Source organism: Pseudomonas sp. SK2 (assembly GCF_016772395.1).
Taxonomy (GTDB): Bacteria; Pseudomonadota; Gammaproteobacteria; order Pseudomonadales; family Pseudomonadaceae; genus Aquipseudomonas; species Aquipseudomonas taiwanensis.
On sequence record NZ_CP061944.1, the window covers coordinates 3,485,003 to 3,506,614 of the forward strand.

The window sequence follows — 21,612 nt, forward strand, 5'->3', positions numbered from 1 at the left end:
CGGCAAGCTTGCCCGGCGGTTCAGCAACGCCTGGCGAACCGCTATGCTTGGGGCATTTCCATCCAGCCTGGAGCCCAACATGAGCAGCCCCCTGGTCATCCGCCCGCGCGCCGAATCGGTCGAGGGCCAGCCGATACTGCGCCCCTTGCCATCGGCACAATGCCGAAGCGTCGGCCCCTTCGTCTTCTTCGACCACATGCTGGAGACCGAGTATGCACCCGGCAGCGGCATGGACATCCGCCAACACCCGCACATCGGCCTGTCTACCCTGACCTACCTGTTCGAGGGTGAAATCCTGCACAAGGACAGCCTCGGCTCCGAACAGCGCGTACAGCCCGGCGATGTGAGCTGGATGACCGCTGGCAGCGGCGTTGCGCATGTCGAACGCACCCCAGCCGAGGCCTTCACCGACGGCTCCCGACTGCATGGCCTGCAGGTTTGGCTCGCATCGCCCCGCGAGCTTGAGCAAGGTCCGGCGAGCTATAGCCATCATCCAGCGGCCAGCCTACCAGTGAGCGATAGCATGGGGGTTCGGATCTGCATGATTGCCGGCCAGGGCTTCTGCCTGGAGTCGCCGGTACCAGTGCTCTCCCCTACCCTCTATGCCCATGTGCACATGCAGCCGGCCACAACCTTGCAGGTACCGAACGAGCATGCGCAGCGGGCGCTTTACCTGCTGGAAGGCGAATTGCTGATGGAGGATACAGAAGTCGAGCCGCGCAGCCTGGTGGTGCTACCGGAAGGTGAAGAGGTCACCCTTTACGCCGAGGGTGATTGCCAGCTCGTTTTGATCGGCGGCGCTGCGCTGGATGGGCCGCGGCGGATGAACTGGAATTTCGTGGCAAGCGATCCGCAGTTGATCGAACAGGCAAGGGCCAAATGGGCTGCAGGTGATTGGCCCACGGTGCCGGGGGAGAGTTCGCGAATTGAACTGCCTCGCTGACAGAGGGCCGCCTGACGGCCGATCCCCCTGCTGGAGCGGGTATACCCGCGAGCACGGGCAAAGCCCGTGCCCTCTACCGCATCGAGTTCTTCGCGAGTAAGCCCGCTCCTACAGGCGATCAGCGCGGGAACACTTCGGTCAGCAGATTGTGCATCGCACGGAAAGCCCGCTCGGAGGTCCGCCGATCGTATTGCATCTTGCCCGGCACATTGGCATTGGGGTCAGTGAACGAATGCACCGCCGCGCCATAGCTGACCAATTGCCAGTCGACCTTCGCTGCGTTCATTTCGTCCTCGAAGGCCGGCAGTTGCTCCTTCGGCACCAGCGGGTCGGAAGCACCATGCAGCACCAGCACCGAACCCTTGATGCGCTTGGCATCTTCCGGATTCGGCGTATCGAGCGTGCCATGGAACGACACCGCCGCCTTCAGGTCAGCCCCTGAGCGGGCCAGCTCAAGGGCACAGCAACCGCCGAAGCAGAAGCCGAAGGTGGCCACCTGGCCAGGCTCCAGCAACGCCTTCGACTGGCCCAGCAGTTGGGCCAGCGCCTCCTGCATACGCTTGCGCAGCTCGGCCCGGTCATTCTTCAGGGGCATCATCGCCGCCCCTGCCTCATCGGCATTGGAAGGACGCACCGACTGCCCATACAGGTCGGCAATCAGCACCACGTAGCCCTTCTCGGCCACCTCCTTGGCGATCCGCTCGGCCCCCTCGCCAATACCCATCCAGTTCGGCGCCATGACCAGGCCAGGCTTGGGCAACGAGCCCGGTTCATACACCAGGCGGCTCTCGTACGCCTTGCCGGACAGGTGATAAACCAACGACTCGACGATTACCTTGCTCATCAAATTCCTCCTTGCACCATTAAAAAAGCCCGCCGAAGCGGGCTTTCCTTTGCATCAACTCAAGCAGACAGTTCGACCAACAGCTTGTTCAGGCGACGAACGTAAGCCGCCGGATCCTTCAAGCTGTCACCGGCTGCAAGCGCGGCCTGGTCGAACAGGATATGCGACAGCTCGGCGAAGCGGTCCTCGCTCTGTTCGTTGTCCAGCTTCTCGATTAGCGGGTGGGTCGGGTTGAACTCGAAGATCGGCTTGGACTCAGGCACCTTCTGCCCGCTTGCCTCAAGGATCTGGCGCATCTGCAGACCCAGGTCCTGCTCACCAATGGCCAGGATGGCCGGCGAGTCGGTCAGGCGGTGGGAAACACGCACCTCGGCCACACTGTCACCCAGCGCACCCTTCAGGCGCTCGACCAGACCTTCTTTTTCCTTGGCGACTTCTTCCTGGGCTTTCTTGTCTTCTTCCGAATCCAGCTTGCCAAGGTCCAGGTCGCCACGGGCGATGTCGATGAAGGCTTTGCCATCGAACTCGCTGAGGTAGCTCATCAGCCATTCATCGATGCGATCGGTCAACAGCAGCACTTCGATGCCTTTCTTGCGGAAGACTTCCAGGTGCGGGCTGTTCTTGACCTGCGCGTAGGACTCGCCGGTGAGGTAGTAGATCTTGTCCTGACCTTCCTTGGCGCGCGCCAGGTAGTCGGCCAGGGCAACGGTCTGTTCGCCGCTGTCGTCCTGGGTGGAGGCAAAGCGCAGCAGGCCGGCGATCTTCTCCTTGTTGGCGAAGTCCTCGGCCGGGCCTTCCTTGAGCACCTGGCCGAAGTTTTTCCAGAAGCTCTTGTACTGCTCGGGCTCGTTCTTGGCCAGCTTCTCCAGCATGTCCAGCGCACGCTTGGTCAGCGCCGACTTCATCGAGTCGATGATCGGGTCCTTCTGCAGGATTTCCCGCGAAACGTTAAGCGACAGGTCGTTGGAGTCGACCACGCCCTTGATGAAGCGCAGGTACAACGGCAGGAACGACTCAGCCTGGTCCATGATGAACACGCGCTGCACGTACAGTTTCAGGCCGCGTGGCGCTTCACGCTGGTACAGGTCGAACGGTGCGCGGGCCGGCACGTACAACAGCGAGTTGTACTCCAGCTTGCCTTCGACCTTGTTGTGGCTCCAGGCCAGCGGATTCTCGAAATCGTGGCCGATGTGCTTGTAGAACTCCTGGTATTCCTCGTCCTTGATCTCGGTACGCGGACGGGTCCACAGGGCGCTGGCGCGGTTGACGGTTTCCCACTCGACAGCTGGCTTCTCCTCGCCTTCGGCGCCAGCCTGCTCCTTAGGCAGTTCGATCGGCAAGGCAATGTGGTCGGAGTACTTCTTGACCAGGTTGCGCAGGCGCCAGCCATCGGCGAACTCTTCCTCACCTTTTTTCAGGTGCAGGACAATGCGCGTACCGCGCTCGGCCTTGTCCACGGTAGCGACTTCGAACGAGCCTTCGCCCTTGGAGGACCAATGCACGCCCTCGGAAGCCGGTTGGCCAGCGCGACGGCTGAACACATCGACCTTGTCGGCGACGATGAATGCGGAGTAGAAGCCCACGCCGAACTGACCGATCAGGTGCGAGTCCTTCTTCTGGTCACCACTAAGGTTCTTCATGAAGTCGGCGGTGCCCGACTTGGCAATGGTCCCCAGATGCGCGATGACATCTTCACGGCTCATGCCGATACCGTTGTCTTCCAGGGTAATGGTGTGAGCGTCCTTGTCGAAGCTCAGGCGAATCTTCAGATCGGCGTCACCTTCGAGCAAATCAGGCGTGGCCAGCGCTTCGAAACGCAGCTTGTCGGCGGCATCGGAGGCGTTGGAGATCAGTTCACGGAGGAAGATCTCCTTGTTCGAGTACAGCGAGTGAATCATGAGGTGCAGCAGCTGCTTTACCTCGGTCTGGAAGCCCAGGGTTTCCTTTTGTGTTTCCACAGTCATGGTCTTCAAAACTCCGATCTGATGGCAGTTGGCGCCTGGCAGCCGAATCGGCCTGCATTAACGGCGGATGTCATGCAGATGGGGGCTGCCCGGATGATTTCAAGGGCTTTTCCGGTTCGATCTTGAAATGCGCACGAGCCGTGGCAATCGGCGACTGGCGATCGCCCTGCCAGGCGGTGATGGCGACATTGGTCACGCGACGGCCCTGGCGCCACAACTGACACTGCGCATAGGTATCGCGAAAATGCCCGGCACGCAGGTAGTCGATGGAGAAATCGATGATCTTGGGAATGCTCGCGCTCTCGCTGTAGATCAGCAGGTAAAGTGCCGCGGACAGCTCCATGAAACCTGCGATCACCCCACCATGAATGGCTGGCAGCAAGGGGTTCCCGATGTTGTCCGGATTGGCTGGCAGGCGAAACAGCAGGTCCTCGCCGTCGCGCTGGCATTCGATGCCGATCAGGCCAGCGTAGGGGATCAGGGCCAGCAATGGCCGGTAGTCACCCACGGCATGGGCCTCGTTCAACCGCTGGCGGACATCCCGTGGAATCATGCGTCTTTCTCCCTGAGGCTGTTACCGAAATGAAGCCCGCCTTTTATGTCCTGCCCAAGGCGCATGAAGGTACCCACCACCTGGCAGATAGGTCGGTCGGGATCATCCTGGTAGGCAGTGCCCCGGGTGAAGATCACGTCACGGGTCACGCGGTAGCACTGGGCATGACCATGGATGTCCTTGCCCGCCGCGGCTGGGTGCATGTAGTCGATTCGCAGGTCCAGGGTCGGACAGACTTCGAAGCGCGGAAGGACGCACAGCGTGGCCATGCCGCACGTGGTATCCATCAGGGTGGTCAGCGCGCCACCGTGTACGGCGCCGGTCTGCGGATTGCCGACGATGGCCTTCGACCAGGGTAATACCAAGGTGATGCCGTCGCTGTCGGCATGCGCAACCCGCATCTGTAAAACCTGGCAATGTTTCAACGCCGAAAGAAATCGCTCGGCCATGGCCATCAAGGTTGTATCGCTCATAGGCGCAGTCCATGATCAATGCCGCAGCGGCATAAAATCGGTAAAAAGTCTATATGGAACAAACTTTTATATATCTGTAACCTTTGCGGAACTTATTCCGCACCGTTGAACTCGAAGGAACAAGTCACTTATTCCACCAAGGAGAAACACCCCCATGCGTAAACCTTTTGCTTTTGCTCTGATGCTGGCTGCTGCCATGGGCCTGGCTGCTTGCGATAAAGCGAGCGAAGACAAAGCCCAGGACGCACAGCAACACGCCGAGCAAGCCCAGGAAAAAATGGGCGAAGCTCAGGATAAGATGAACGAGGCTGCCAAGGAAAACGCCGAAGCCGCCAAAGATCAGGCCGAAGCTGAGCAGAAAGCTGCTGAAGAAGCCGCTCCTGCCACCCCGGCTCCAGAAGCTGCGCCTGCTACCCCGGCCGAACCTGCCAAGCAGTAATCGGTCCCAACAAAAAAACCCGACACTGTCGGGTTTTTTTGTATGTATCTTTTATGGATTAAACGTTTCAGGCACTGGTATTGGAACTTTCTTTACCCACTTCTACCGGGGCGCTTTCCGTCGGCGTGAATACCATCACTTCCAATACATCGGAATGAAACTCTCGACGGTACAGAATCAACACAACCCCCACACTCATGACCATGAATAACCACGGGCTGATGAACCAGCTGAGCATGGCCATGCCGAAGTAGTAAGAGCGCAGACCAAAGTTGAACTGGTTGGCCGCCAGCGACAGCACGCGTGCGGCACGCGAAGCAAACGCCTTTCGCTCCAACTCGTTGACCAGGCGCTCACCGATCATCGGTGCCGAGCCGACGAGTACGGCGGCAAAGTTGTACTGGCGCATGCACCAACTGAACGTGAAGAATGCATAGACGAACACCATCGCCAGGCATAACAGTTTGATTTCCGACATGCCTTGCGATGTCTGCTGGACCAACGGCAGGTCGGCCAGCAACGACAGCGCCCGATCCGACGCCCCGAGCACCGTAAGGATGCCGGCCAGGATGATCAGCGTACTGGAGGCGAAGAACGAGGCATTGCGCTCAAGATTGCCGATCACACTGGCGTCCGCGATACGGTTGTCACGCAGCAGCATGCGGCGCATCCAGTCCTCGCGATACAAATGCAGGACACTGGCCAGGCACGCCGTATCACGGCCCTTCCAGATGGCGTAACGGGTATAGCCTCCCCAACACAGGGCAAACCAGCCGATGGCCAGCAGGTTGTAGATGTTGCTTTGAATGAAGTTCATGCAGAGTTCCCGAACGCCAGGTGCACAAAGAATAGAGACGGCATTTCGACGCCTGCAAGCCCGGAAAGGCACACCGTCGGGTCAAAATGTTTTTCTGCCGATGCCACTCGATGCAAACAAAAGCCCCGCATCCTCTCGGACACGGGGCTTCAGGTCTGGGCCTCTGGCAACACCCTATGGCTTGTGGCCGGTGCCGCGATCAGGCTTCAACACATCAGGCCAGCGCCTCGCGCGGCTTGCCCAGCATACGGTCGCAGACCACGGCGCCTGCCAGGGTCAGGACCGAAGGCACCAGCCAGGCCATGCCCTCGTCGCTGAACGGCAGGTGAGCCATGAAGTCCGGCAGTACGTGGGCGATGCTGCTGCCTTTGATTGCATCGACGATACCGAACACCAGCGATACCAGCATGACCGGCGCCAGGATGCGAGTCGGCGAATTCCACAGATCCTTCACGAAGCTCAGGCCTACCACCACGATGCACGGTGGGTAGATCGCGGTCAGCACCGGGATCGAGAACATGATCAGCTTGGTCAGGCCAAGGTTGGAGATCAGCAGCGAGAAGCCCGCCAGGATCACCACCAATGCACGGTACGACAACGGCAGAATCTGGCTGAAGTACTCGGCACACGCACAGGTCAGGCCGACCGCGGTCACCAGGCACGCCAAGGCGATCAACACGGCCAGGAAACCGCTGCCCAGCGAGCCGAAGGTGTGCTGCACATAGGCGTGCAGTACCGCCGCACCGTTGGTGGCGCCCGCCGCGATCTCATGACTGCCCGCACCCAGGCGGAACAGGCTGACGTAGACCAACGCCAGGCCGACACCGGCGATAAGGCCCGCAATGATGGCATAGCGAGTGATCAACTTAGGCGACTCGACACCACGCGAGCGAATGGCGTTGACGATCACGATACCGAACACCAACGCACCGAGGGTATCCATGGTCAGGTAGCCATCGGAGAAGCCTTTGGAGAACGCGGCAGCGGCATAGGCGGGCTGCGCCTCACCGATGGTGCCGGCCGGCAGCGCGAACGCGGCGATGCCCAGCACCGCCAGGGCAATGATCTTCAGCGGGGCGAGGAAGCGGCCGACCGTGTCGAGCAACTTGCCAGGGTACATGGACACGGCCAGTACCACCACGAAGTACACCAGGCTGTAGATGAACAGCGCCATGGGGCTTTCACCGGTCAGCGGCGCCACGCCTACTTCGAACGACACGGTCGCGGTGCGCGGGGTGGCGAACAGCGGGCCGACCGACAGGTAGCAGACGGCTGCCAGCAAGCCACCGAAGAACTTGCCGATCGGGCTGCTCAGCGCGTCCATGCCACCACCGACCTTGGCCAGGGCAACCACGGTGATCACCGGCAGGCCAACCGCTGTAACCAGGAAGCCCAGGGCCGCCATCCATACATGCGGACCCGACTGCAGGCCGACGATGGGCGGGAAGATGATATTGCCGGCGCCTACGAAAAGCGCAAACGTCATAAAGCCAAGCGCCAGGATATCCTGGCCTTTTAACACTTTCATTTTAAGGAAGTACCACACTGCTGAAATCGGGATTCGAGAGGGGATTTCCCAATGGGTGAGGGAAATGCTGCCCGGCTTGGTAGGCCAGACCCGTTTAGCGTGTCGTTCCCTTTTGGGGTACGGGCACAGAGTGAGCGCGTAGATTAACCGTTTTACCGGGCAAACGCACTGATACAGTGCTGCTTGTCCGATGTGCGTATGTGTTTGTCGTCTGGATATCTGTCTCAGGCGATAATTTATTGCTGAATCGGGCAAATGTCTGGTGGAAAAACCTGATCGAGGCGATCGAATTTTCCGCACCGAGAAAAGACCTCCCCCTCATAACGACAAAGGCCACCCGAAGGTGGCCTCTGTGCGCGTGGGGGGTAAAGCGTATTACTTCTTCATTTCCCAGCCAGTCAGCTCGGCCAGGGCCTTGCCGATGTCAGCCAGGGAACGCACGGTTTTCACACCTGCGTCCTGCAGGGCGGCGAACTTCTCGTCCGCAGTGCCCTTGCCGCCGGAAATGATGGCGCCAGCGTGACCCATGCGCTTGCCCGCAGGAGCGGTAACACCAGCGATGTAGGAAACGACAGGCTTGGTGACGTTGGCCTTGATGTAGGCAGCAGCCTCTTCTTCAGCCGAACCGCCGATCTCACCGATCATGACGATCGCTTCGGTCTGCGGGTCTTCCTGGAACAGCTTCAGGATGTCGATGAAGTTCGAGCCTGGGATCGGGTCGCCGCCGATACCGACGCAGGTCGACTGGCCGAAGCCGGCGTCGGTGGTCTGCTTGACCGCTTCATAGGTCAGGGTGCCGGAACGGGAAACGATACCAACCTTGCCTGGCAGGTGGATGTGGCCTGGCATGATGCCGATCTTGCACTCGCCCGGGGTGATGACACCTGGGCAGTTAGGGCCGATCAGACGTACGCCCAGCTCGTCGCACTTGACCTTGGCGTCCAGCATGTCGAGGGTAGGGATACCCTCGGTGATGCAGACGATCAGCTTGATGCCGGCGAAGGCAGCTTCCAGGATCGAGTCTTTGCAGAACGGAGCCGGAACGTAGATCACCGAGGCTTCGGCGCCAGTGGCTTCGACAGCGTCCTTGACGGTGTTGAACACCGGCAGGCCCAGGTGGGTAGTGCCACCCTTGCCCGGAGTAACGCCGCCAACCATCTTGGTGCCGTAGGCGATGGCTTGTTCGGAGTGGAAAGTACCCTGCGAGCCAGTGAAGCCCTGGCAGATGACTTTGGTGTCTTTATTGATCAGGACGCTCATTACTTGCCCTCCGCAGCTTTGACAACTTGTTGAGCAGCGTCGGTCAGGCTGGTGGCCGCAATGATGTTCAAACCGCTTTCTGCCAGTACTTTAGCGCCCAGTTCGGCGTTGTTGCCTTCGAGGCGAACGACGACCGGAACCTTAACGCCTACTTCTTTCACTGCACCGATGATGCCTTCGGCAATCATGTCGCAGCGAACGATGCCGCCGAAGATGTTGACCAGAACGGCCGCGACATTGCTGTCCGACAGAATGATCTTGAACGCTTCGGTCACGCGCTCTTTGGTGGCGCCGCCGCCAACGTCCAGGAAGTTGGCTGGCTTGCCACCGTGCAGGTTGACGATGTCCATGGTACCCATGGCCAGACCGGCACCGTTGACCATGCAGCCAATGTTGCCTTCCAGGGCTACGTAGTTCAGTTCGAACTTGGCAGCGTGGGCTTCACGGGCGTCGTCTTGCGACGGGTCGTGGAAGGTCTTCAGCTTAGGCTGACGGTACATGGCGTTGGCATCGATGTTGATCTTGGCATCGAGGCAGTGCAGGTCGCCGTCGGCCTTGATGACCAGCGGGTTCACTTCCAGCAGGGCGAGGTCGTGATCCTTGAACAGCTTGGCCAGACCGACGAAGATCTTGGCGAACTGTTGAACTTGCTTGCCTTCCAGACCCAGCTGGAACGCCAGCTCACGACCCTGGAACGGCTGAGCGCCGACCAGCGGATCGATGGTAGCCTTGAGGATCTTCTCAGGAGTTTCGTGAGCGACTTTCTCGATGTCCACGCCACCTTCGGTGGAGGCCATGAACACGATACGACGGCTCGAGCGATCGACGACAGCGCCCAGGTACAGCTCTTTGGCGATGTCAGTGCAGGATTCGACCAGGATCTTGGAAACTGGTTGACCGTTGGCGTCAGTCTGGTAGGTCACCAGATTCTTGCCCAACCACTGCGCAGCGAACGCCTTGGCGTCTTCCTTGCTGCGAACCAGCTTTACGCCGCCCGCTTTACCGCGACCGCCAGCGTGGACCTGGGCTTTGACGACCCACTCCGAACCGCCGATCTTGTCGCAGGCTTCTGCAGCTTCTTCAGGGGTGTCGACAGCGAAACCCTTGGAAACTGGCAGGCCGTATTCAGCGAACAGCTGCTTACCCTGATACTCGTGAAGATTCATGCTTTTTACCGTCTTCGTTAGGTACTGCGCTTCGGCGCTGCGCCATTGCTGGCGCCGCACCACCTGTGACCGTTAACCCCGGGTTATCCCATGTAGTTCGGTCCGGCGGACGTTCCGCGGTGAGTCATGCACGCAAGACTCACGACGGGCAGCCCGCCGTGGTTTCTTATAATTAACGCTTCTTACGGTTGGCCACGTGAATGGCGCCGCCATTCACTGCCAGCGCTGCTTCATGCAGCGCTTCGGACAGGGTCGGATGGCTGAAGACCATCATGCCCAGATCCTCGGCACTGGTGCCGAATTCCATCGCGATTGCGCCCTGCTGTACCAGTTCGGCAGCCGATGGGCCAATCACGTGCACGCCCAGGACGCGGTCGGTCTTGGCATCGGCGATGACCTTGACGAAACCACCGGTGTCGTTGGCTGCCATTGCACGGCCGCTGGCCGCGAACGGGAAGGTGCCTACGTTAACCTCAACACCCTCGGCCTTCAAGGCTTGTTCGGTCTTGCCGACCCAAGCGATTTCCGGGTGGGTGTAGATGACCGATGGAATCAGGTCGTAATTCATCTGGGCTTTGTGGCCCTTGATGCGCTCGACGACCATGATGCCCTCTTCCGAGGCCTTGTGTGCCAGCATCATGCCGCGCACCACGTCACCGATGGCATAGACGCCAGGAACGCTGGTGGCGCAGTAGTCGTCGACGAAGATGTAGCCACGCTCGTCGATGTTCACACCGCAGTCAGCCGACAGCAGGTCGGTGGTCACAGGACGACGGCCGACCGCGACGATCAGCTTGTCGAAGGTGATCTTCTGCTCGCCGTTGGCGTCGGTGTAGGTCACTTCGACTTCGTTGCCGTTGACTTTCGAGCCGGTGACGCGAGCGCCCAGCTTGATGTCCAGGCCTTGCTTGGTCAGGGTCTTCTGGGCTTCTTTCGAGACGGCGGTGTCGGCAGCCATCAGGAAGGTGTCCAGGGCTTCCAGGACGGTGACTTCAGCGCCCAGGCGAGCCCAGACCGAACCCAGTTCCAAACCGATGACACCGGCGCCGATCACGCCCAGGCGCTTAGGCACAACTTGGAATTCCAGGGCGCCGGTGGAGTCGACGATGACGTTCTGGTCGACCGGAGCCGGCGGAATGTCGATCGGACGCGAGCCAGAGGCCAGGATCACGTTTTCGGCTTCGATGACTTCGGTGGTGCCGTCAGCCTTGGTGACTTCGACTTTCTTGCCAGCCAGCAGCTTGCCGTGGCCCTGGATCGAAGTGACGCCATTGGCCTTGAACAGCGTGGCAACGCCACCGGTCAGGTTCTTGACGATGCCAGCCTTGCGGCCAACCATCGCGGCGACGTCCATCTTCACTTCACCCGTGGAGATACCGTGGACGTTGAAGCTCTCTTTGGCTTCCTTGTATTTCCAGGAGCTGTCCAGCAGCGCCTTGGAAGGAATGCAACCTACGTTCAGGCAGGTGCCGCCCAGGGCCAGCTTGCCCTCGGCGTCGGTGTACTTCTCGATACAGGCAGTCTTCAGACCAAGTTGTGCGGCCTTGATGGCAGCCACATAGCCGCCAGGACCTGCACCAATTACCACTACGTCAAATTTCTGGGTCATAAAAGATTCCTTATCAGCTACAAGCTACAAGCCGCGAACCGCGCGGCCCTGCTTCTCTCGAAGCCGGGGCCGAACGGTAAGCAGCCAGAGGGTTAGATGTCCAGCAGCAGGCGAGACGGATCTTCCAGCAGGTTCTTGATGGTCACCAGGAAGGTGACCGCTTCCTTGCCGTCGATCAGGCGGTGATCGTAGGACAGTGCCAGGTACATCATCGGGCGAATGACCACTTGGCCGTTGATGGCCATCGGACGCTGGATGATGTTGTGCATGCCGAGAATCGCGGCCTGCGGCGGGTTGACGATCGGGGTCGACATCATCGAGCCGAAAGTACCACCGTTGGTGATGGTGAAGGTGCCGCCGGTCATCTCTTCGATGGCCAGCTTGCCGTCACGGGCTTTCTTGCCGAAGGTGGCGATGCCGTTCTCGATTTCAGCCAGGCTCATCGACTCGGCGTTACGCAGGACCGGAACCACCAGACCACGGTCGCTGGAGACGGCAACGCCGACGTCAGCATAGCCGTGGTAGACGATGTCGTTGCCGTCGATCGAGGCGTTGACGGCCGGGAAGCGCTTCAGGGCCTCGGTGGCAGCCTTGACGAAGAAGGACATGAAGCCCAGGCGCACGCCGTTGTGGGTCTTCTCGAACAGGTCCTTGTACTTCGAACGCAGGGCCATGACTTCGGTCATGTCGACTTCGTTGAAGGTGGTCAGCATGGCCATGCTCGACTGGGCTTCGACCAGACGCTCGGCGATCTTGGCACGCAGGCGGGTCATCGGTACACGCTTCTCGGTGCGGTCGCCAGCAGCGACGACGACCGGAGCAGCGGCAGCGGCAGCCGGCTTGGCAGCCGGAGCAGCGGCAGGAGCCGACTTCTTGTTGGCAACTGCGGCAACTACGTCTTCCTTGGTGATGCGACCGCCTTTGCCGGTGCCGGCAACGGTAGCCAGGTCGATGCCGTTCTCTTCAGCCAGCTTGCGTGCGGCAGGTGCGGCGACCGGGTCGTCTTCACCCGCATCGGCTGCAGCGGCGGCAGGGGCAGCGGCGGCGGCCGGAGCAGCAGCCGGAGCGGCGGCGGCAGCGCCACCTTCAACGATCGAACCCAGCACTTCGTCGGACAGGACGGTGTCGCCCTCGCCCTTGACGATGGCACCCAGCACGCCGTCGGCGGTGGCCAGGACTTCCAGGACCACCTTGTCGGTTTCGATGTCGACGATCAGCTCGTCACGCTTGACGGCGTCGCCCGGCTGCTTGTGCCAGGTAGCAACGGTGCCGTCGGCGACCGATTCCGGGAAGGTTGGGGCTTTGATCTCGATAGCCATTATCAGTGTTTCCTTAAATTCGGTTTCGTGTGCGCGATGGCGTTAGACAGTGAAGGCGTCTTGCAGCAGTTTTTCCTGCTGTTCGGCGTGCTTCGATGCGTAACCACAAGCGGGTGCGGCGGAAGCGTCGCGACCTGCGTATTCCAGAACCAGTGCCTTGTTGTGGCGGCCCAGGATACGGCGCATGTGGTGCTGGCTGCTGTACCAGGCGCCCTGGTTCATCGGTTCTTCCTGGCACCAGACCGCATGCTTGAGGTTGGTGTACGGCGCCAGGATTTCCACCAGGTCATCCTCAGGGAACGGATACAGCTGCTCGATACGCACGATGGCGATGTCTTCGCGGCCTTCGGCACGGCGTTTTTCCAGCAGGTCGTAGTAAACCTTGCCACCGCACAGAATCAGGCGCTCGACCTTGGCCGGATCGAGGTTGTCGATTTCCGGGATCACGGTCTGGAACGAGCCTTCGGCCAGGTCTTCCAAGGTCGACACGGCCAGCTTGTGGCGCAGCAGCGACTTCGGTGTCAGCACGATCAGCGGCTTGCGCAGCGGACGAATGACCTGACGACGCAGCAGGTGGTAGATCTGGGCTGGAGTGGTCGGTACGCAAACCTGGATGTTGTGCTCGGCGCACAGCTGCAGGTAACGCTCCAGACGCGCGGAGGAGTGCTCCGGGCCCTGCCCTTCATAGCCGTGTGGCAGCAGCATGGTCAGACCGCACAGACGGCCCCACTTGTGCTCGCCACTGGTGATGAACTGGTCGATCACCACTTGCGCACCGTTGGCGAAGTCACCGAACTGGGCTTCCCAGATCACCAACGCGTTCGGCGTGGTGGTCGAGTAGCCGTATTCGAAGGCCAGAACGGCTTCTTCCGAAAGGAAGGAGTCGTACAGCTCGAACTTCGGCTGGCCTGGGAACAGGTTCTTCAGCGGTACGTAGGTGCTGGCGTCCTTCTGGTTGTGCAGCACTGCATGGCGGTGCGAGAAGGTGCCACGGCCGATGTCCTGGCCGGTCATACGGATTGGGTGACCTTCGAACTGCAGGGTGGCGTACGCCATGGTCTCTGCGTAACCCCAGTTGATCGGCAAGCCACCGGCCTGCATCTTCTGGCGATCTTCGTAGATCTTCGCTACCTGACGCTGAACCACGAAGCCTTCCGGCAGCTCCAGCAACTTGGCCGACAGCTCCTGCAGGGTCTTGAGGTCGAAGCGGGTGTCGTGACGCGCGGTCCAGGCGTGGCCCAGGTACGGACGCCAGTCGACGAACAGCTCGCGGTTCGGCTCCTTGACCAGGCTCTTGACCACGTGCAGACCGTTGTCCAGGGCGTTGCGGTACTCGTCGACCTTGGCCTGAGCGCGCTCGGCGTCGATGCGACCAGCCTGAATCAGGGCATCCGCATACAGCTCACGAGTGGTGCGCTGCTTGCTGATCTGCTGATACATCAGCGGCTGGGTACCGTTCGGCTCGTCGGCCTCGTTGTGGCCGCGACGACGGTAGCAGACCAGGTCGATGACCACGTCACGCTTGAACTGCATGCGGTAGTCGATGGCCAGCTGGGTCACGAACAGCACGGCTTCCGGATCGTCACCGTTCACGTGCAGGATCGGCGCCTGGATCATCTTGGCGACGTCGGTGGCGTACTCGGTGGAACGCGAGTCCAGCGGGTTGCTGATGGTGAAACCGACCTGGTTGTTGATCACGATGTGCACGGTACCGCCAGTCTTGAAACCGCGGGTCTGCGACATCTGGAAGGTTTCCATGACCACGCCCTGACCGGCGAACGCAGCGTCACCGTGGATCGAGATCGGCAGAACCTTGTCGCCCACGGTGTCGTTACGACGGTCCTGACGGGCGCGCACCGAACCTTCCACCACTGGCGAGACGATTTCCAGGTGGGACGGGTTGAACGCCATGGCCAGGTGAACTTCGCCACCGGGGGTCATCACGTTGGAGGAGAAGCCCTGGTGATACTTCACGTCACCGGAGCCCAGCTCGTTCATCTTCTTGCCTTCGAACTCGTCGAACAACTCGCGCGGGTTCTTGCCGAAGGTGTTCACCAGGACGTTCAGACGGCCACGGTGGGCCATGCCGATCACAACTTCCTTGGTGCCGTAGGAGCCGGAACGCTGGATCATTTCGTCCAGCATCGGGATCAGGCTTTCACCACCTTCGAGGCCGAAACGCTTGGTGCCCGGGTACTTGGTGCCCAGGTACTTCTCAAGGCCTTCACCGGCGGTCACGCGCTCGAGCAGGTGAGCCTGCACGTCGGCGGAGAATTCCGGACGACCGCGGACGCTTTCCAGGCGCTGCTGGAACCAGCTGCGCTGCTCGGAATCGACGATGTGGGTGAACTCGGCGCCAATGGTGCGACAATATGTCTTCTGGAGCGCCTCGAAAATTTCACGTAGGCTCGCTTCCTCTTTGCCGATGAACAGGTCGCCGGCACGGAAGGTCGTATCAAGATCGGCATTGGTCAAGCCGTAGTGATTGATCGACAGGTCTACGGGCGCAGGGCGCTGCCACAACCCCAAGGGGTCGAGCTTGGCAGCCTGATGGCCGCGCATACGATAGGCCTGGATCAGTCGCAGAACTTCAACCTGCTTCTTCTCGTGTTCACTGCTCACGCTCCCGGCGGACACCGGTTGGGCGCGGCGCTGGTTCTTTGCCAGCAGTACGAAATGGTCGCGGATTGTCGAGTGCGATACATCAGTAGCGGTGCTGCCGTCGGCGGGCAACTTCTGGAAGTAAGTGCGCCACTCTTCTGGCACAGCGTTAGGGTCGTGCAGGTAGAGCTCATAAAGCTCTTCCACATATGCAGCGTTACCACCTGAAAGGTGGGCGCTTTCCCACATGCGCTGCATCACGCTTTCTTGCATGCTTGGTCACCCTCGGTTAGGGGACTGATCGGCGAGAGCCACAGCAAACCTGGAAAAGTCCGAACACAGCGACTGAACCACGCCACCTGGATCCTGCTGATTTTCCGGGTACCAGCCCGGAAGCCCCTGCTGGTCTCATATCTTCATAGGTAATGAGCGCGGGCTTTTTGAGCCCTTGCTCGGGTTTTACCTCAGTGCGGGCTCACCACCCGCACCTCGGCTTACTGCAGGTACAACGTTTGGATCAGGTGCCGCTTTGCAGCAGCATGTTACGTACGTGACCGATCGCCTTGGTTGGGTTCAGACCCTTCGGGCAAACGTTTACGCAGTTCATGATCCCGCGGCAGCGGAATACGCTGAACGGGTCATCCAGGGACGCCAGGCGCTCCTGAGTCTTGGTGTCACGGCTGTCAGCCAGGAAGCGATAGGCCTGCAGCAAAGCGGCGGGACCCAGGAACTTGTCCGGGTTCCACCAGAACGAAGGACAGGAGGTCGAGCAGCACGCGCACAGGATGCACTCGTACAGACCGTCCAGCTTGTCACGCTCTTCCGGCGACTGCAGACGCTCGATGGCCGGAGCCGGAGTATCGTTCTGCAGGAACGGTTTCACCTTCTCGTACTGCTTGTAGAAGATGCTCATATCGACGACCAGGTCACGGATAACCGGCAGACCTGGCAGCGGACGCAGAACCAGCTTGTTACCTTTTACGACAGAGGACAGCGGCGTGATGCACGCCAGGCCGTTCTTGCCGTTGATGTTCATGCCGTCGGAACCGCAAACGCCTTCACGGCAGGAGCGACGATAGGAGAAACCTTCGTCCTGCTCCTTGATCAGTGCCAGTACGTCCAGGACCATCAGATCCTTGCCACCGGTGTCGACCTGGAAGGTCTGCATCTTCGGTGCCGAATCGGTGTCCGGGTTGTAACGATAAACTTCAACTTGCAACATGGCGGCCACCCTTAGTAAGTCCGGACTTTTGGTTCGAAGGCCGGTACGGTCTTCGGCGCGAAGTTGACTGCACGCTTGGCAACGCGCTTCTCACCCGGGTAGTACAGGGTGTGGCACAGCCAGTTCTCGTCGTCACGGTCTTCGAAGTCTTCACGGGCGTGAGCGCCGCGGGACTCTTTACGGGCTTCGGCCGCGATGGCGGTAGCTTCAGCAACTTCCAGCAGGTTCTGCAGCTCCAGCGCTTCGATACGCGCGGTGTTGAAGGCCTGGGACTTGTCGTTGATCTTGACGTTGGCGATGCGGTCACGCAGACCGGCCAGCTGCTCGATACCCTTCTGCATGTATTCGCCAGTACGGAACACACCGAAGTAGTTCTGCATGCAGCTCTGCAGCTCGCGCTTGAGGCTGGCGACGTCTTCACCGGTGGTGCGCTCGTTCAGCTTGCTCAGGCGGTTCAGTGCAACATCGACGTCGGTGTCGCTGGCATCGCGGTACTCGACGCCTTCGGTCAGCGCCTTCTCCAGGTGCAGACCGGCAGCGCGGCCGAATACCACCAGGTCGAGCAGCGAGTTGCCGCCCAGACGGTTGGCACCGTGAACCGATACGCACGCCACTTCACCTACGGCGAACAGACCTGGGATGATCTGGTCGTTGCCTTCGGCATCCATGGTGATGGCCTGGCCGTGGATGTTGGTGGCGATGCCGCCCATCATGTAGTGGCAGGTCGGGATGACCGGTACCGGCGCGACCACAGGGTCGACGTGGGCGAAGGTCTTGGACAGTTCGCAGATACCTGGCAGGCGGCTGTGCAGCACCTCCTCGCCCAGGTGGTCCAGCTTCAGCAGTACGTGGTCCTTGTTCGGGCCCACGCCATTGCCGGCGATGATTTCCTTGACCATGGAACGGGCGACCACGTCGCGGCCAGCCAGGTCTTTGGCGTTCGGCGCATAACGCTCCATGAAGCGTTCGCCGTGGGCGTTGATCAGGTAACCACCCTCACCGCGGCAACCCTCGGTGACCAGTACACCGGCACCGGCGATGCCGGTCGGGTGGAACTGCCACATTTCGATGTCCTGCACCGGCACGCCAGCACGCAGAGCCATGCCCACGCCGTCACCGGTGTTGATCAGGGCATTGGTGGTGGAGGCATAGATACGGCCCGCACCGCCAGTGGCCAGTACGGTGGCCTTGGACTTGATGTACAGGGTTTCGCCGGTTTCGATGCAGATCGCGATCACACCCACGAACGCGCCGTCTTGGTTCTTCACCAGGTCAACGGCGTAGTATTCGTTGAGGAAGGTGGTACCCGCTTTCAGGTTGCCCTGGTACAGGGTGTGCAGCAGCGCGTGACCGGTACGGTCGGAAGCGGCGCAGGTACGGGCAGCCTGGCCACCCTTGCCGAAGTCCTTGGACTGGCCACCGAACGGACGCTGGTAGATACGGCCGGTTTCGGTACGCGAGAACGGCAGACCCATGTGGTCCAGCTCGAAGACCGCAGCCGGGCCTTCCTGACACATGTATTCGATAGCGTCCTGGTCACCGATGTAGTCGGAGCCCTTGACGGTATCGTACATGTGCCAGCGCCAGTCGTCGTTCGGGTCGGCCGAAGCGATCGCGCAGGTGATGCCACCCTGGGCGGAAACGGTGTGCGAACGGGTCGGGAACACCTTGGTGACCACGGCAGTCTTGTGACCGCCTTGCGCCAGCTGCAGCGCTGCGCGCATGCCGGCACCGCCGCCACCGATGATGATGGCGTCGAAGGAAATAGTAGGAATGCTAGCCATGGATCAGATACCCCAGAGAATCTGCACACCCCAGACGAAGTAAGCGAACATCGCAACGCCGCATACCGCCTGGAACAGGAAACGAATCGCAGTCGCCGACTTGCCGAACGACATCGGCGTCAGGTAGTCGGTGGCGATGGTCCACATGCCGACCCAGGCGTGAGCGCCCAGGGCAACGAGGGCCAGCAGACTGAAGATCCGCATCGCGTTGTTGGAGAACAGACCGTGCCACTGGGCATAGTCCATGCCTGGGTGAACAACGATGTACCCGATCAGGAACAGGAAGTAAGCCGCGAGAACGACCGCCGAGACGCGCTGCGCCATCCAGTCATAGAGGCCCGAACGCGACAGGTTCGTGACATTGGTTACCATACCCAAACTCCCACCAGAACGATCACCACCACGGAGATGACAATCACGATTTTCGAGCCCAGCTTGCCGCCTTCCAGCGTCTCACCGATGCCCATGTCCATGATCAGGTGGCGTACGCCTGCCACCAGGTGATACAGCAGGGCGGACAGCAGGGCCCAGGTCACCAGTTTGGCCAGCGGGCTGGTCAGACACGCCTTCACCTCGCCGAAGCCTTCCTCCGAACCCAGCGACTTGCCCAATGCATAAAGCATGATGGCAAGGCCCAGGAACAGGATGACGCCGGAGATACGGTGCAGAATGGACGTGTACGCGGTGATTGGGAGCTTGATGGTCCTTAGGTCTAGGTTTACAGGTCGTTGGCTTTTCACGGCTTTTTTCACACTGAAGAGCCCCTAGCGAATCAGGGCAAAGTTGTTGGTAAGTGTACTGGTCAGGTACCCACCACCCAGGGAACGGCGACCCCCAGCAAATCAGGCTTGCAAGCCCTTGGCGGTCGGGTGCCGAGTATAGACAGTTAGGCTGCTTATGACAACGTGACGGGGTAGCCCAAATAGCGCATTGCCTTTAGCGAGCAAAAGGCGTAAATGGGCGAGAATTTCGAGAAAAATCAGGCCTCAGAGCCGCTTTCAACCAGCCTTTAGGCAAATTGACATTCGAATTTATCCCTCTATAGTGGTGCGGGCCCTGCGTGGGGGGTCTGTCTGATGATTTCAAGCATTAATAGGAGGCCACATGGCTGACAAAAAAGCGCAGTTGGTCATCGAGGGCGCTGCCCCCGTCGAGCTGCCCATTTTAACCGGCACCGTTGGTCCTGATGTAATCGACGTCCGCGGGTTGGGGGCCACTGGTCACTTCACCTTCGACCCTGGTTTCATGGCGACTGCCTCGTGCGAGTCGAAGATCACCTACATCGATGGCGACAAGGGCGTGCTGCTGCACCGCGGCTACCCGATCGAACAGCTCGCCGAGAAATCCGACTACCTGGAAACCTGCTACCTGCTGCTCAACGGCGAATTGCCCAACGCCGAGCAGAAGGCCCAGTTCGTCAGCACCGTCAAGAACCACACCATGGTTCACGAGCAGCTGAAGTCCTTCTTCAACGGCTTCCGTCGCGACGCTCACCCGATGGCGGTGATGTGCGGCGTGGTAGGCGCCCTGTCGGCGTTCTATCACGACTCGCTGGACATCAATAACCCGCAACACCGCGAAATTTCCGCGGTGCGCCTGGTCGCCAAGATGCCGACCCTGGCCGCGATGGTTTACAAGTACTCCATGGGCCAGCCCATGATGTACCCACGCAACGACCTGTCGTACGCAGAAAACTTCCTGCACATGATGTTCAACACCCCGTGCGAGATCAAACCGATCAGCCCGGTGCTGGCCAAGGCAATGGACCGGATCTTCATCCTCCACGCCGACCATGAGCAGAACGCTTCCACTTCCACCGTCCGTCTGGCCGGCTCTTCCGGCGCCAACCCGTTCGCCTGTATCGCCGCCGGCATTGCCGCGCTGTGGGGCCCGGCGCACGGCGGCGCCAACGAAGCCGTACTGACCATGCTCGATGAAATTGGCGATGTTTCGAACATCGACAAGTACATCGCCAAGGCCAAGGACAAGAACGATCCGTTCAAGCTGATGGGCTTCGGTCACCGCGTCTACAAGAACCGCGACCCGCGCGCCACCGTGATGAAGCAGACCTGCGACGAAGTGCTGAGCGAACTCGGCATCAAGAACGACCCGCAGCTGGAACTGGCCATGCGCCTGGAAGAGATCGCCCTGACCGATCCGTACTTCATCGAGCGCTCGCTGTACCCGAACGTCGACTTCTACTCGGGTATCATCCTGAAGGCGATCGGCATTCCGACCAGCATGTTCACCGTGATCTTCGCCCTGGCACGTACCGTTGGCTGGATCTCGCACTGGAAGGAAATGCTCTCCAGCCCGTACAAGATCGGCCGTCCGCGCCAGCTGTACACCGGCCACGAGAAGCGCGACATCGTCGACCTGAAAGACCGCAAGTAAGCCCCCTGGCCGAACGCAAAAAGGCTGCCCTCGGGCAGCCTTTTTCATTGCAGATCCTGCGACCACCTCACAGAGGCGGCACCAAAGCCTCAGTGCTTCTCAGCCCGCTCGCGCAAGTTCTTCAGCGTATTGAACGGCGCCTCCACCACGAACTTGTTGGCCACCATTGCAGGCACACTACCACCCGGCTCAGTGTGCACCTGGTAGGTCACTTCTGTGCTGTCTCCCTTGGGCACCAGCTTCCAGAAGCCCTCGACCTTCGCCACCCGCACGAAGCCCTTCTCCTCGGGCACGTAGGTCGGCTCTCCCACCAGTTTGCGCACCACACTGCCATCAGCCTCCTTGGCGGTGGTCACATGCAGCACCGAATCGCGCGGCGTCACCGGCCAGGGAGTATTGAACTGGGTGTAGGTCCAGATCTCGCCACCTTCCTGCTTGAGCAGCTTCTGCAACTTGCACTCATGCACCCAGGCACAGGCGCCTACCACATCTTCCTGCAGCGCCTGCACCTTGGCCAACGGCGCCTTGATCAGGGTCACGCCACGATAGGCCTTGTACTTGGAGCCTGCCACTTCGCTCAGGGACACCTTGATCCCCTCCTCGTCCTTGGCCACCTGCCAGTCTTCAGCCCAGGCAACCGGCGCCAACAGAACACTCACGCCACACAGCAGTGCAATACGCTTCAATGATCTCATC

Annotated in this window: 19 protein-coding genes; 3 read left to right on the forward strand and 16 right to left on the reverse strand. The window is 60.4% G+C overall.

What is annotated here, in order from left to right; genetic code table 11:
• Positions 1-79: 79 nt before the first annotated feature.
• Positions 80-943 (forward strand): pirin family protein, encoded by an 864-nt coding sequence (locus IF103_RS15735; protein ID WP_027908199.1) that lies wholly within the window; start codon positions 80-82, stop codon positions 941-943.
• Between the two features lie 118 nt (positions 944-1,061).
• On the opposite strand, the gene IF103_RS15740 is transcribed toward IF103_RS15735, so the two are convergent.
• From IF103_RS15740 to IF103_RS15755, 4 genes are all read right to left on the reverse strand, one after another.
• Positions 1,062-1,787, reverse strand: coding sequence for a dienelactone hydrolase family protein (locus IF103_RS15740; RefSeq protein ID WP_023381343.1), 726 nt, complete (start codon positions 1,785-1,787; stop codon positions 1,062-1,064).
• Between the two features lie 59 nt (positions 1,788-1,846).
• Positions 1,847-3,751 (reverse strand): molecular chaperone HtpG, encoded by a 1,905-nt coding sequence (gene htpG / locus IF103_RS15745; protein ID WP_023381344.1) that lies wholly within the window; start codon positions 3,749-3,751, stop codon positions 1,847-1,849.
• A gap of 70 nt (positions 3,752-3,821) precedes the next feature.
• Positions 3,822-4,304, reverse strand: a complete 483-nt coding sequence (locus IF103_RS15750; RefSeq protein ID WP_023381345.1) for a PaaI family thioesterase — start codon at positions 4,302-4,304, stop codon at positions 3,822-3,824.
• Positions 4,301-4,777 carry a PaaI family thioesterase gene (locus IF103_RS15755; RefSeq protein WP_023381346.1) on the reverse strand — a complete coding sequence of 159 codons (477 nt, stop codon included), beginning with the start codon at positions 4,775-4,777 and terminating at the stop codon, positions 4,301-4,303. The genes IF103_RS15750 and IF103_RS15755 overlap by 4 nt, the downstream gene beginning before the upstream one ends.
• Before the next feature lie 154 nt (positions 4,778-4,931).
• On the opposite strand from IF103_RS15755, the gene IF103_RS15760 reads away from it, so the two are divergent.
• A complete protein-coding gene (locus tag IF103_RS15760; RefSeq protein WP_023381347.1) occupies positions 4,932-5,216 on the forward strand; it encodes a hypothetical protein in 285 nt (94 codons plus the stop codon).
• Between the two features lie 67 nt (positions 5,217-5,283).
• Here IF103_RS15760 and IF103_RS15765 read toward each other — a convergent pair whose 3' ends face one another.
• The 11 genes from IF103_RS15765 to sdhC form a co-directional block, all read right to left on the reverse strand.
• Positions 5,284-6,033, reverse strand: a complete 750-nt coding sequence (locus tag IF103_RS15765) for a DUF599 domain-containing protein (protein ID WP_202675466.1) — start codon at positions 6,031-6,033, stop codon at positions 5,284-5,286.
• Positions 6,034-6,247: 214 nt separating this feature from the next.
• On the reverse strand, positions 6,248-7,561 hold the full coding sequence (gene brnQ, locus IF103_RS15770; RefSeq protein ID WP_023381349.1) for a branched-chain amino acid transport system II carrier protein: 1,314 nt from the start codon (positions 7,559-7,561) through the stop codon (positions 6,248-6,250).
• Positions 7,562-7,936: 375 nt separating this feature from the next.
• Positions 7,937-8,821 (reverse strand): succinate--CoA ligase subunit alpha, encoded by an 885-nt coding sequence (sucD, locus tag IF103_RS15775; RefSeq protein WP_023381350.1) that lies wholly within the window; start codon positions 8,819-8,821, stop codon positions 7,937-7,939.
• A complete protein-coding gene (gene sucC, locus IF103_RS15780) occupies positions 8,821-9,987 on the reverse strand; it encodes an ADP-forming succinate--CoA ligase subunit beta (protein ID WP_023381351.1) in 1,167 nt (388 codons plus the stop codon). The genes sucD and sucC overlap by 1 nt, the downstream gene beginning before the upstream one ends.
• Positions 9,988-10,159: 172 nt before the next feature.
• Positions 10,160-11,596 (reverse strand): dihydrolipoyl dehydrogenase, encoded by a 1,437-nt coding sequence (gene lpdA / locus IF103_RS15785; RefSeq protein ID WP_186598121.1) that lies wholly within the window; start codon positions 11,594-11,596, stop codon positions 10,160-10,162.
• A gap of 92 nt (positions 11,597-11,688) precedes the next feature.
• Positions 11,689-12,915, reverse strand: coding sequence for a 2-oxoglutarate dehydrogenase complex dihydrolipoyllysine-residue succinyltransferase (gene odhB, locus IF103_RS15790; protein WP_027908202.1), 1,227 nt, complete (start codon positions 12,913-12,915; stop codon positions 11,689-11,691).
• Between the two features lie 42 nt (positions 12,916-12,957).
• Positions 12,958-15,789 carry a 2-oxoglutarate dehydrogenase E1 component gene (locus IF103_RS15795; protein ID WP_023381354.1) on the reverse strand — a complete coding sequence of 944 codons (2,832 nt, stop codon included), beginning with the start codon at positions 15,787-15,789 and terminating at the stop codon, positions 12,958-12,960.
• A 244-nt stretch (positions 15,790-16,033) separates the two neighbouring features.
• Positions 16,034-16,738: a succinate dehydrogenase iron-sulfur subunit gene (locus tag IF103_RS15800; protein WP_023381355.1), complete on the reverse strand. Its 705-nt coding sequence runs from the start codon at positions 16,736-16,738 to the stop codon at positions 16,034-16,036.
• Between the two features lie 11 nt (positions 16,739-16,749).
• On the reverse strand, positions 16,750-18,522 hold the full coding sequence (gene sdhA / locus IF103_RS15805; RefSeq protein ID WP_023381356.1) for a succinate dehydrogenase flavoprotein subunit: 1,773 nt from the start codon (positions 18,520-18,522) through the stop codon (positions 16,750-16,752).
• Between the two features lie 3 nt (positions 18,523-18,525).
• Positions 18,526-18,894: a succinate dehydrogenase, hydrophobic membrane anchor protein gene (gene sdhD / locus IF103_RS15810; RefSeq protein WP_023381357.1), complete on the reverse strand. Its 369-nt coding sequence runs from the start codon at positions 18,892-18,894 to the stop codon at positions 18,526-18,528.
• A complete protein-coding gene (gene sdhC, locus IF103_RS15815) occupies positions 18,888-19,274 on the reverse strand; it encodes a succinate dehydrogenase, cytochrome b556 subunit (protein WP_077068487.1) in 387 nt (128 codons plus the stop codon). The genes sdhD and sdhC overlap by 7 nt, the downstream gene beginning before the upstream one ends.
• Before the next feature lie 352 nt (positions 19,275-19,626).
• On the opposite strand from sdhC, the gene gltA reads away from it, so the two are divergent.
• Positions 19,627-20,916 (forward strand): citrate synthase, encoded by a 1,290-nt coding sequence (gene gltA / locus IF103_RS15820; protein WP_023381359.1) that lies wholly within the window; start codon positions 19,627-19,629, stop codon positions 20,914-20,916.
• Between the two features lie 89 nt (positions 20,917-21,005).
• Here the strand turns inward: gltA and IF103_RS15825 are convergent, their stop codons facing one another.
• On the reverse strand, positions 21,006-21,611 hold the full coding sequence (locus IF103_RS15825) for an START domain-containing protein (RefSeq protein ID WP_023381360.1): 606 nt from the start codon (positions 21,609-21,611) through the stop codon (positions 21,006-21,008).
• Position 21,612 lies beyond the last annotated feature (1 nt).

Bases quoted from the DNA above. Each gene is read 5' to 3' on its own strand.
- brnQ (WP_023381349.1), bottom strand. From the start codon at position 7,561: ATGAAAGTGTTAAAAGGCCAGGATATCCTGGCGCTTGGCTTTATGACG.
- lpdA (WP_186598121.1), bottom strand. From the start codon at position 11,596: ATGACCCAGAAATTTGACGTAGTGGTAATTGGTGCAGGTCCTGGCGGC.
- IF103_RS15825 (WP_023381360.1), bottom strand. From the start codon at position 21,611: ATGAGATCATTGAAGCGTATTGCACTGCTGTGTGGCGTGAGTGTTCTG.
- sdhD (WP_023381357.1), bottom strand. From the start codon at position 18,894: ATGGTAACCAATGTCACGAACCTGTCGCGTTCGGGCCTCTATGACTGG.
- IF103_RS15765 (WP_202675466.1), bottom strand. From the start codon at position 6,033: ATGAACTTCATTCAAAGCAACATCTACAACCTGCTGGCCATCGGCTGG.
- sdhA (WP_023381356.1), bottom strand. From the start codon at position 18,522: ATGGCTAGCATTCCTACTATTTCCTTCGACGCCATCATCATCGGTGGC.
- IF103_RS15800 (WP_023381355.1), bottom strand. From the start codon at position 16,738: ATGTTGCAAGTTGAAGTTTATCGTTACAACCCGGACACCGATTCGGCA.
- sucC (WP_023381351.1), bottom strand. From the start codon at position 9,987: ATGAATCTTCACGAGTATCAGGGTAAGCAGCTGTTCGCTGAATACGGC.
- IF103_RS15755 (WP_023381346.1), bottom strand. From the start codon at position 4,777: ATGAGCGATACAACCTTGATGGCCATGGCCGAGCGATTTCTTTCGGCG.
- IF103_RS15760 (WP_023381347.1), top strand. From the start codon at position 4,932: ATGCGTAAACCTTTTGCTTTTGCTCTGATGCTGGCTGCTGCCATGGGC.
- IF103_RS15795 (WP_023381354.1), bottom strand. From the start codon at position 15,789: ATGCAAGAAAGCGTGATGCAGCGCATGTGGGAAAGCGCCCACCTTTCA.
- IF103_RS15750 (WP_023381345.1), bottom strand. From the start codon at position 4,304: ATGATTCCACGGGATGTCCGCCAGCGGTTGAACGAGGCCCATGCCGTG.
- htpG (WP_023381344.1), bottom strand. From the start codon at position 3,751: ATGACTGTGGAAACACAAAAGGAAACCCTGGGCTTCCAGACCGAGGTA.
- IF103_RS15740 (WP_023381343.1), bottom strand. From the start codon at position 1,787: ATGAGCAAGGTAATCGTCGAGTCGTTGGTTTATCACCTGTCCGGCAAG.
- odhB (WP_027908202.1), bottom strand. From the start codon at position 12,915: ATGGCTATCGAGATCAAAGCCCCAACCTTCCCGGAATCGGTCGCCGAC.
- gltA (WP_023381359.1), top strand. From the start codon at position 19,627: ATGGCTGACAAAAAAGCGCAGTTGGTCATCGAGGGCGCTGCCCCCGTC.
- sucD (WP_023381350.1), bottom strand. From the start codon at position 8,821: ATGAGCGTCCTGATCAATAAAGACACCAAAGTCATCTGCCAGGGCTTC.
- IF103_RS15735 (WP_027908199.1), top strand. From the start codon at position 80: ATGAGCAGCCCCCTGGTCATCCGCCCGCGCGCCGAATCGGTCGAGGGC.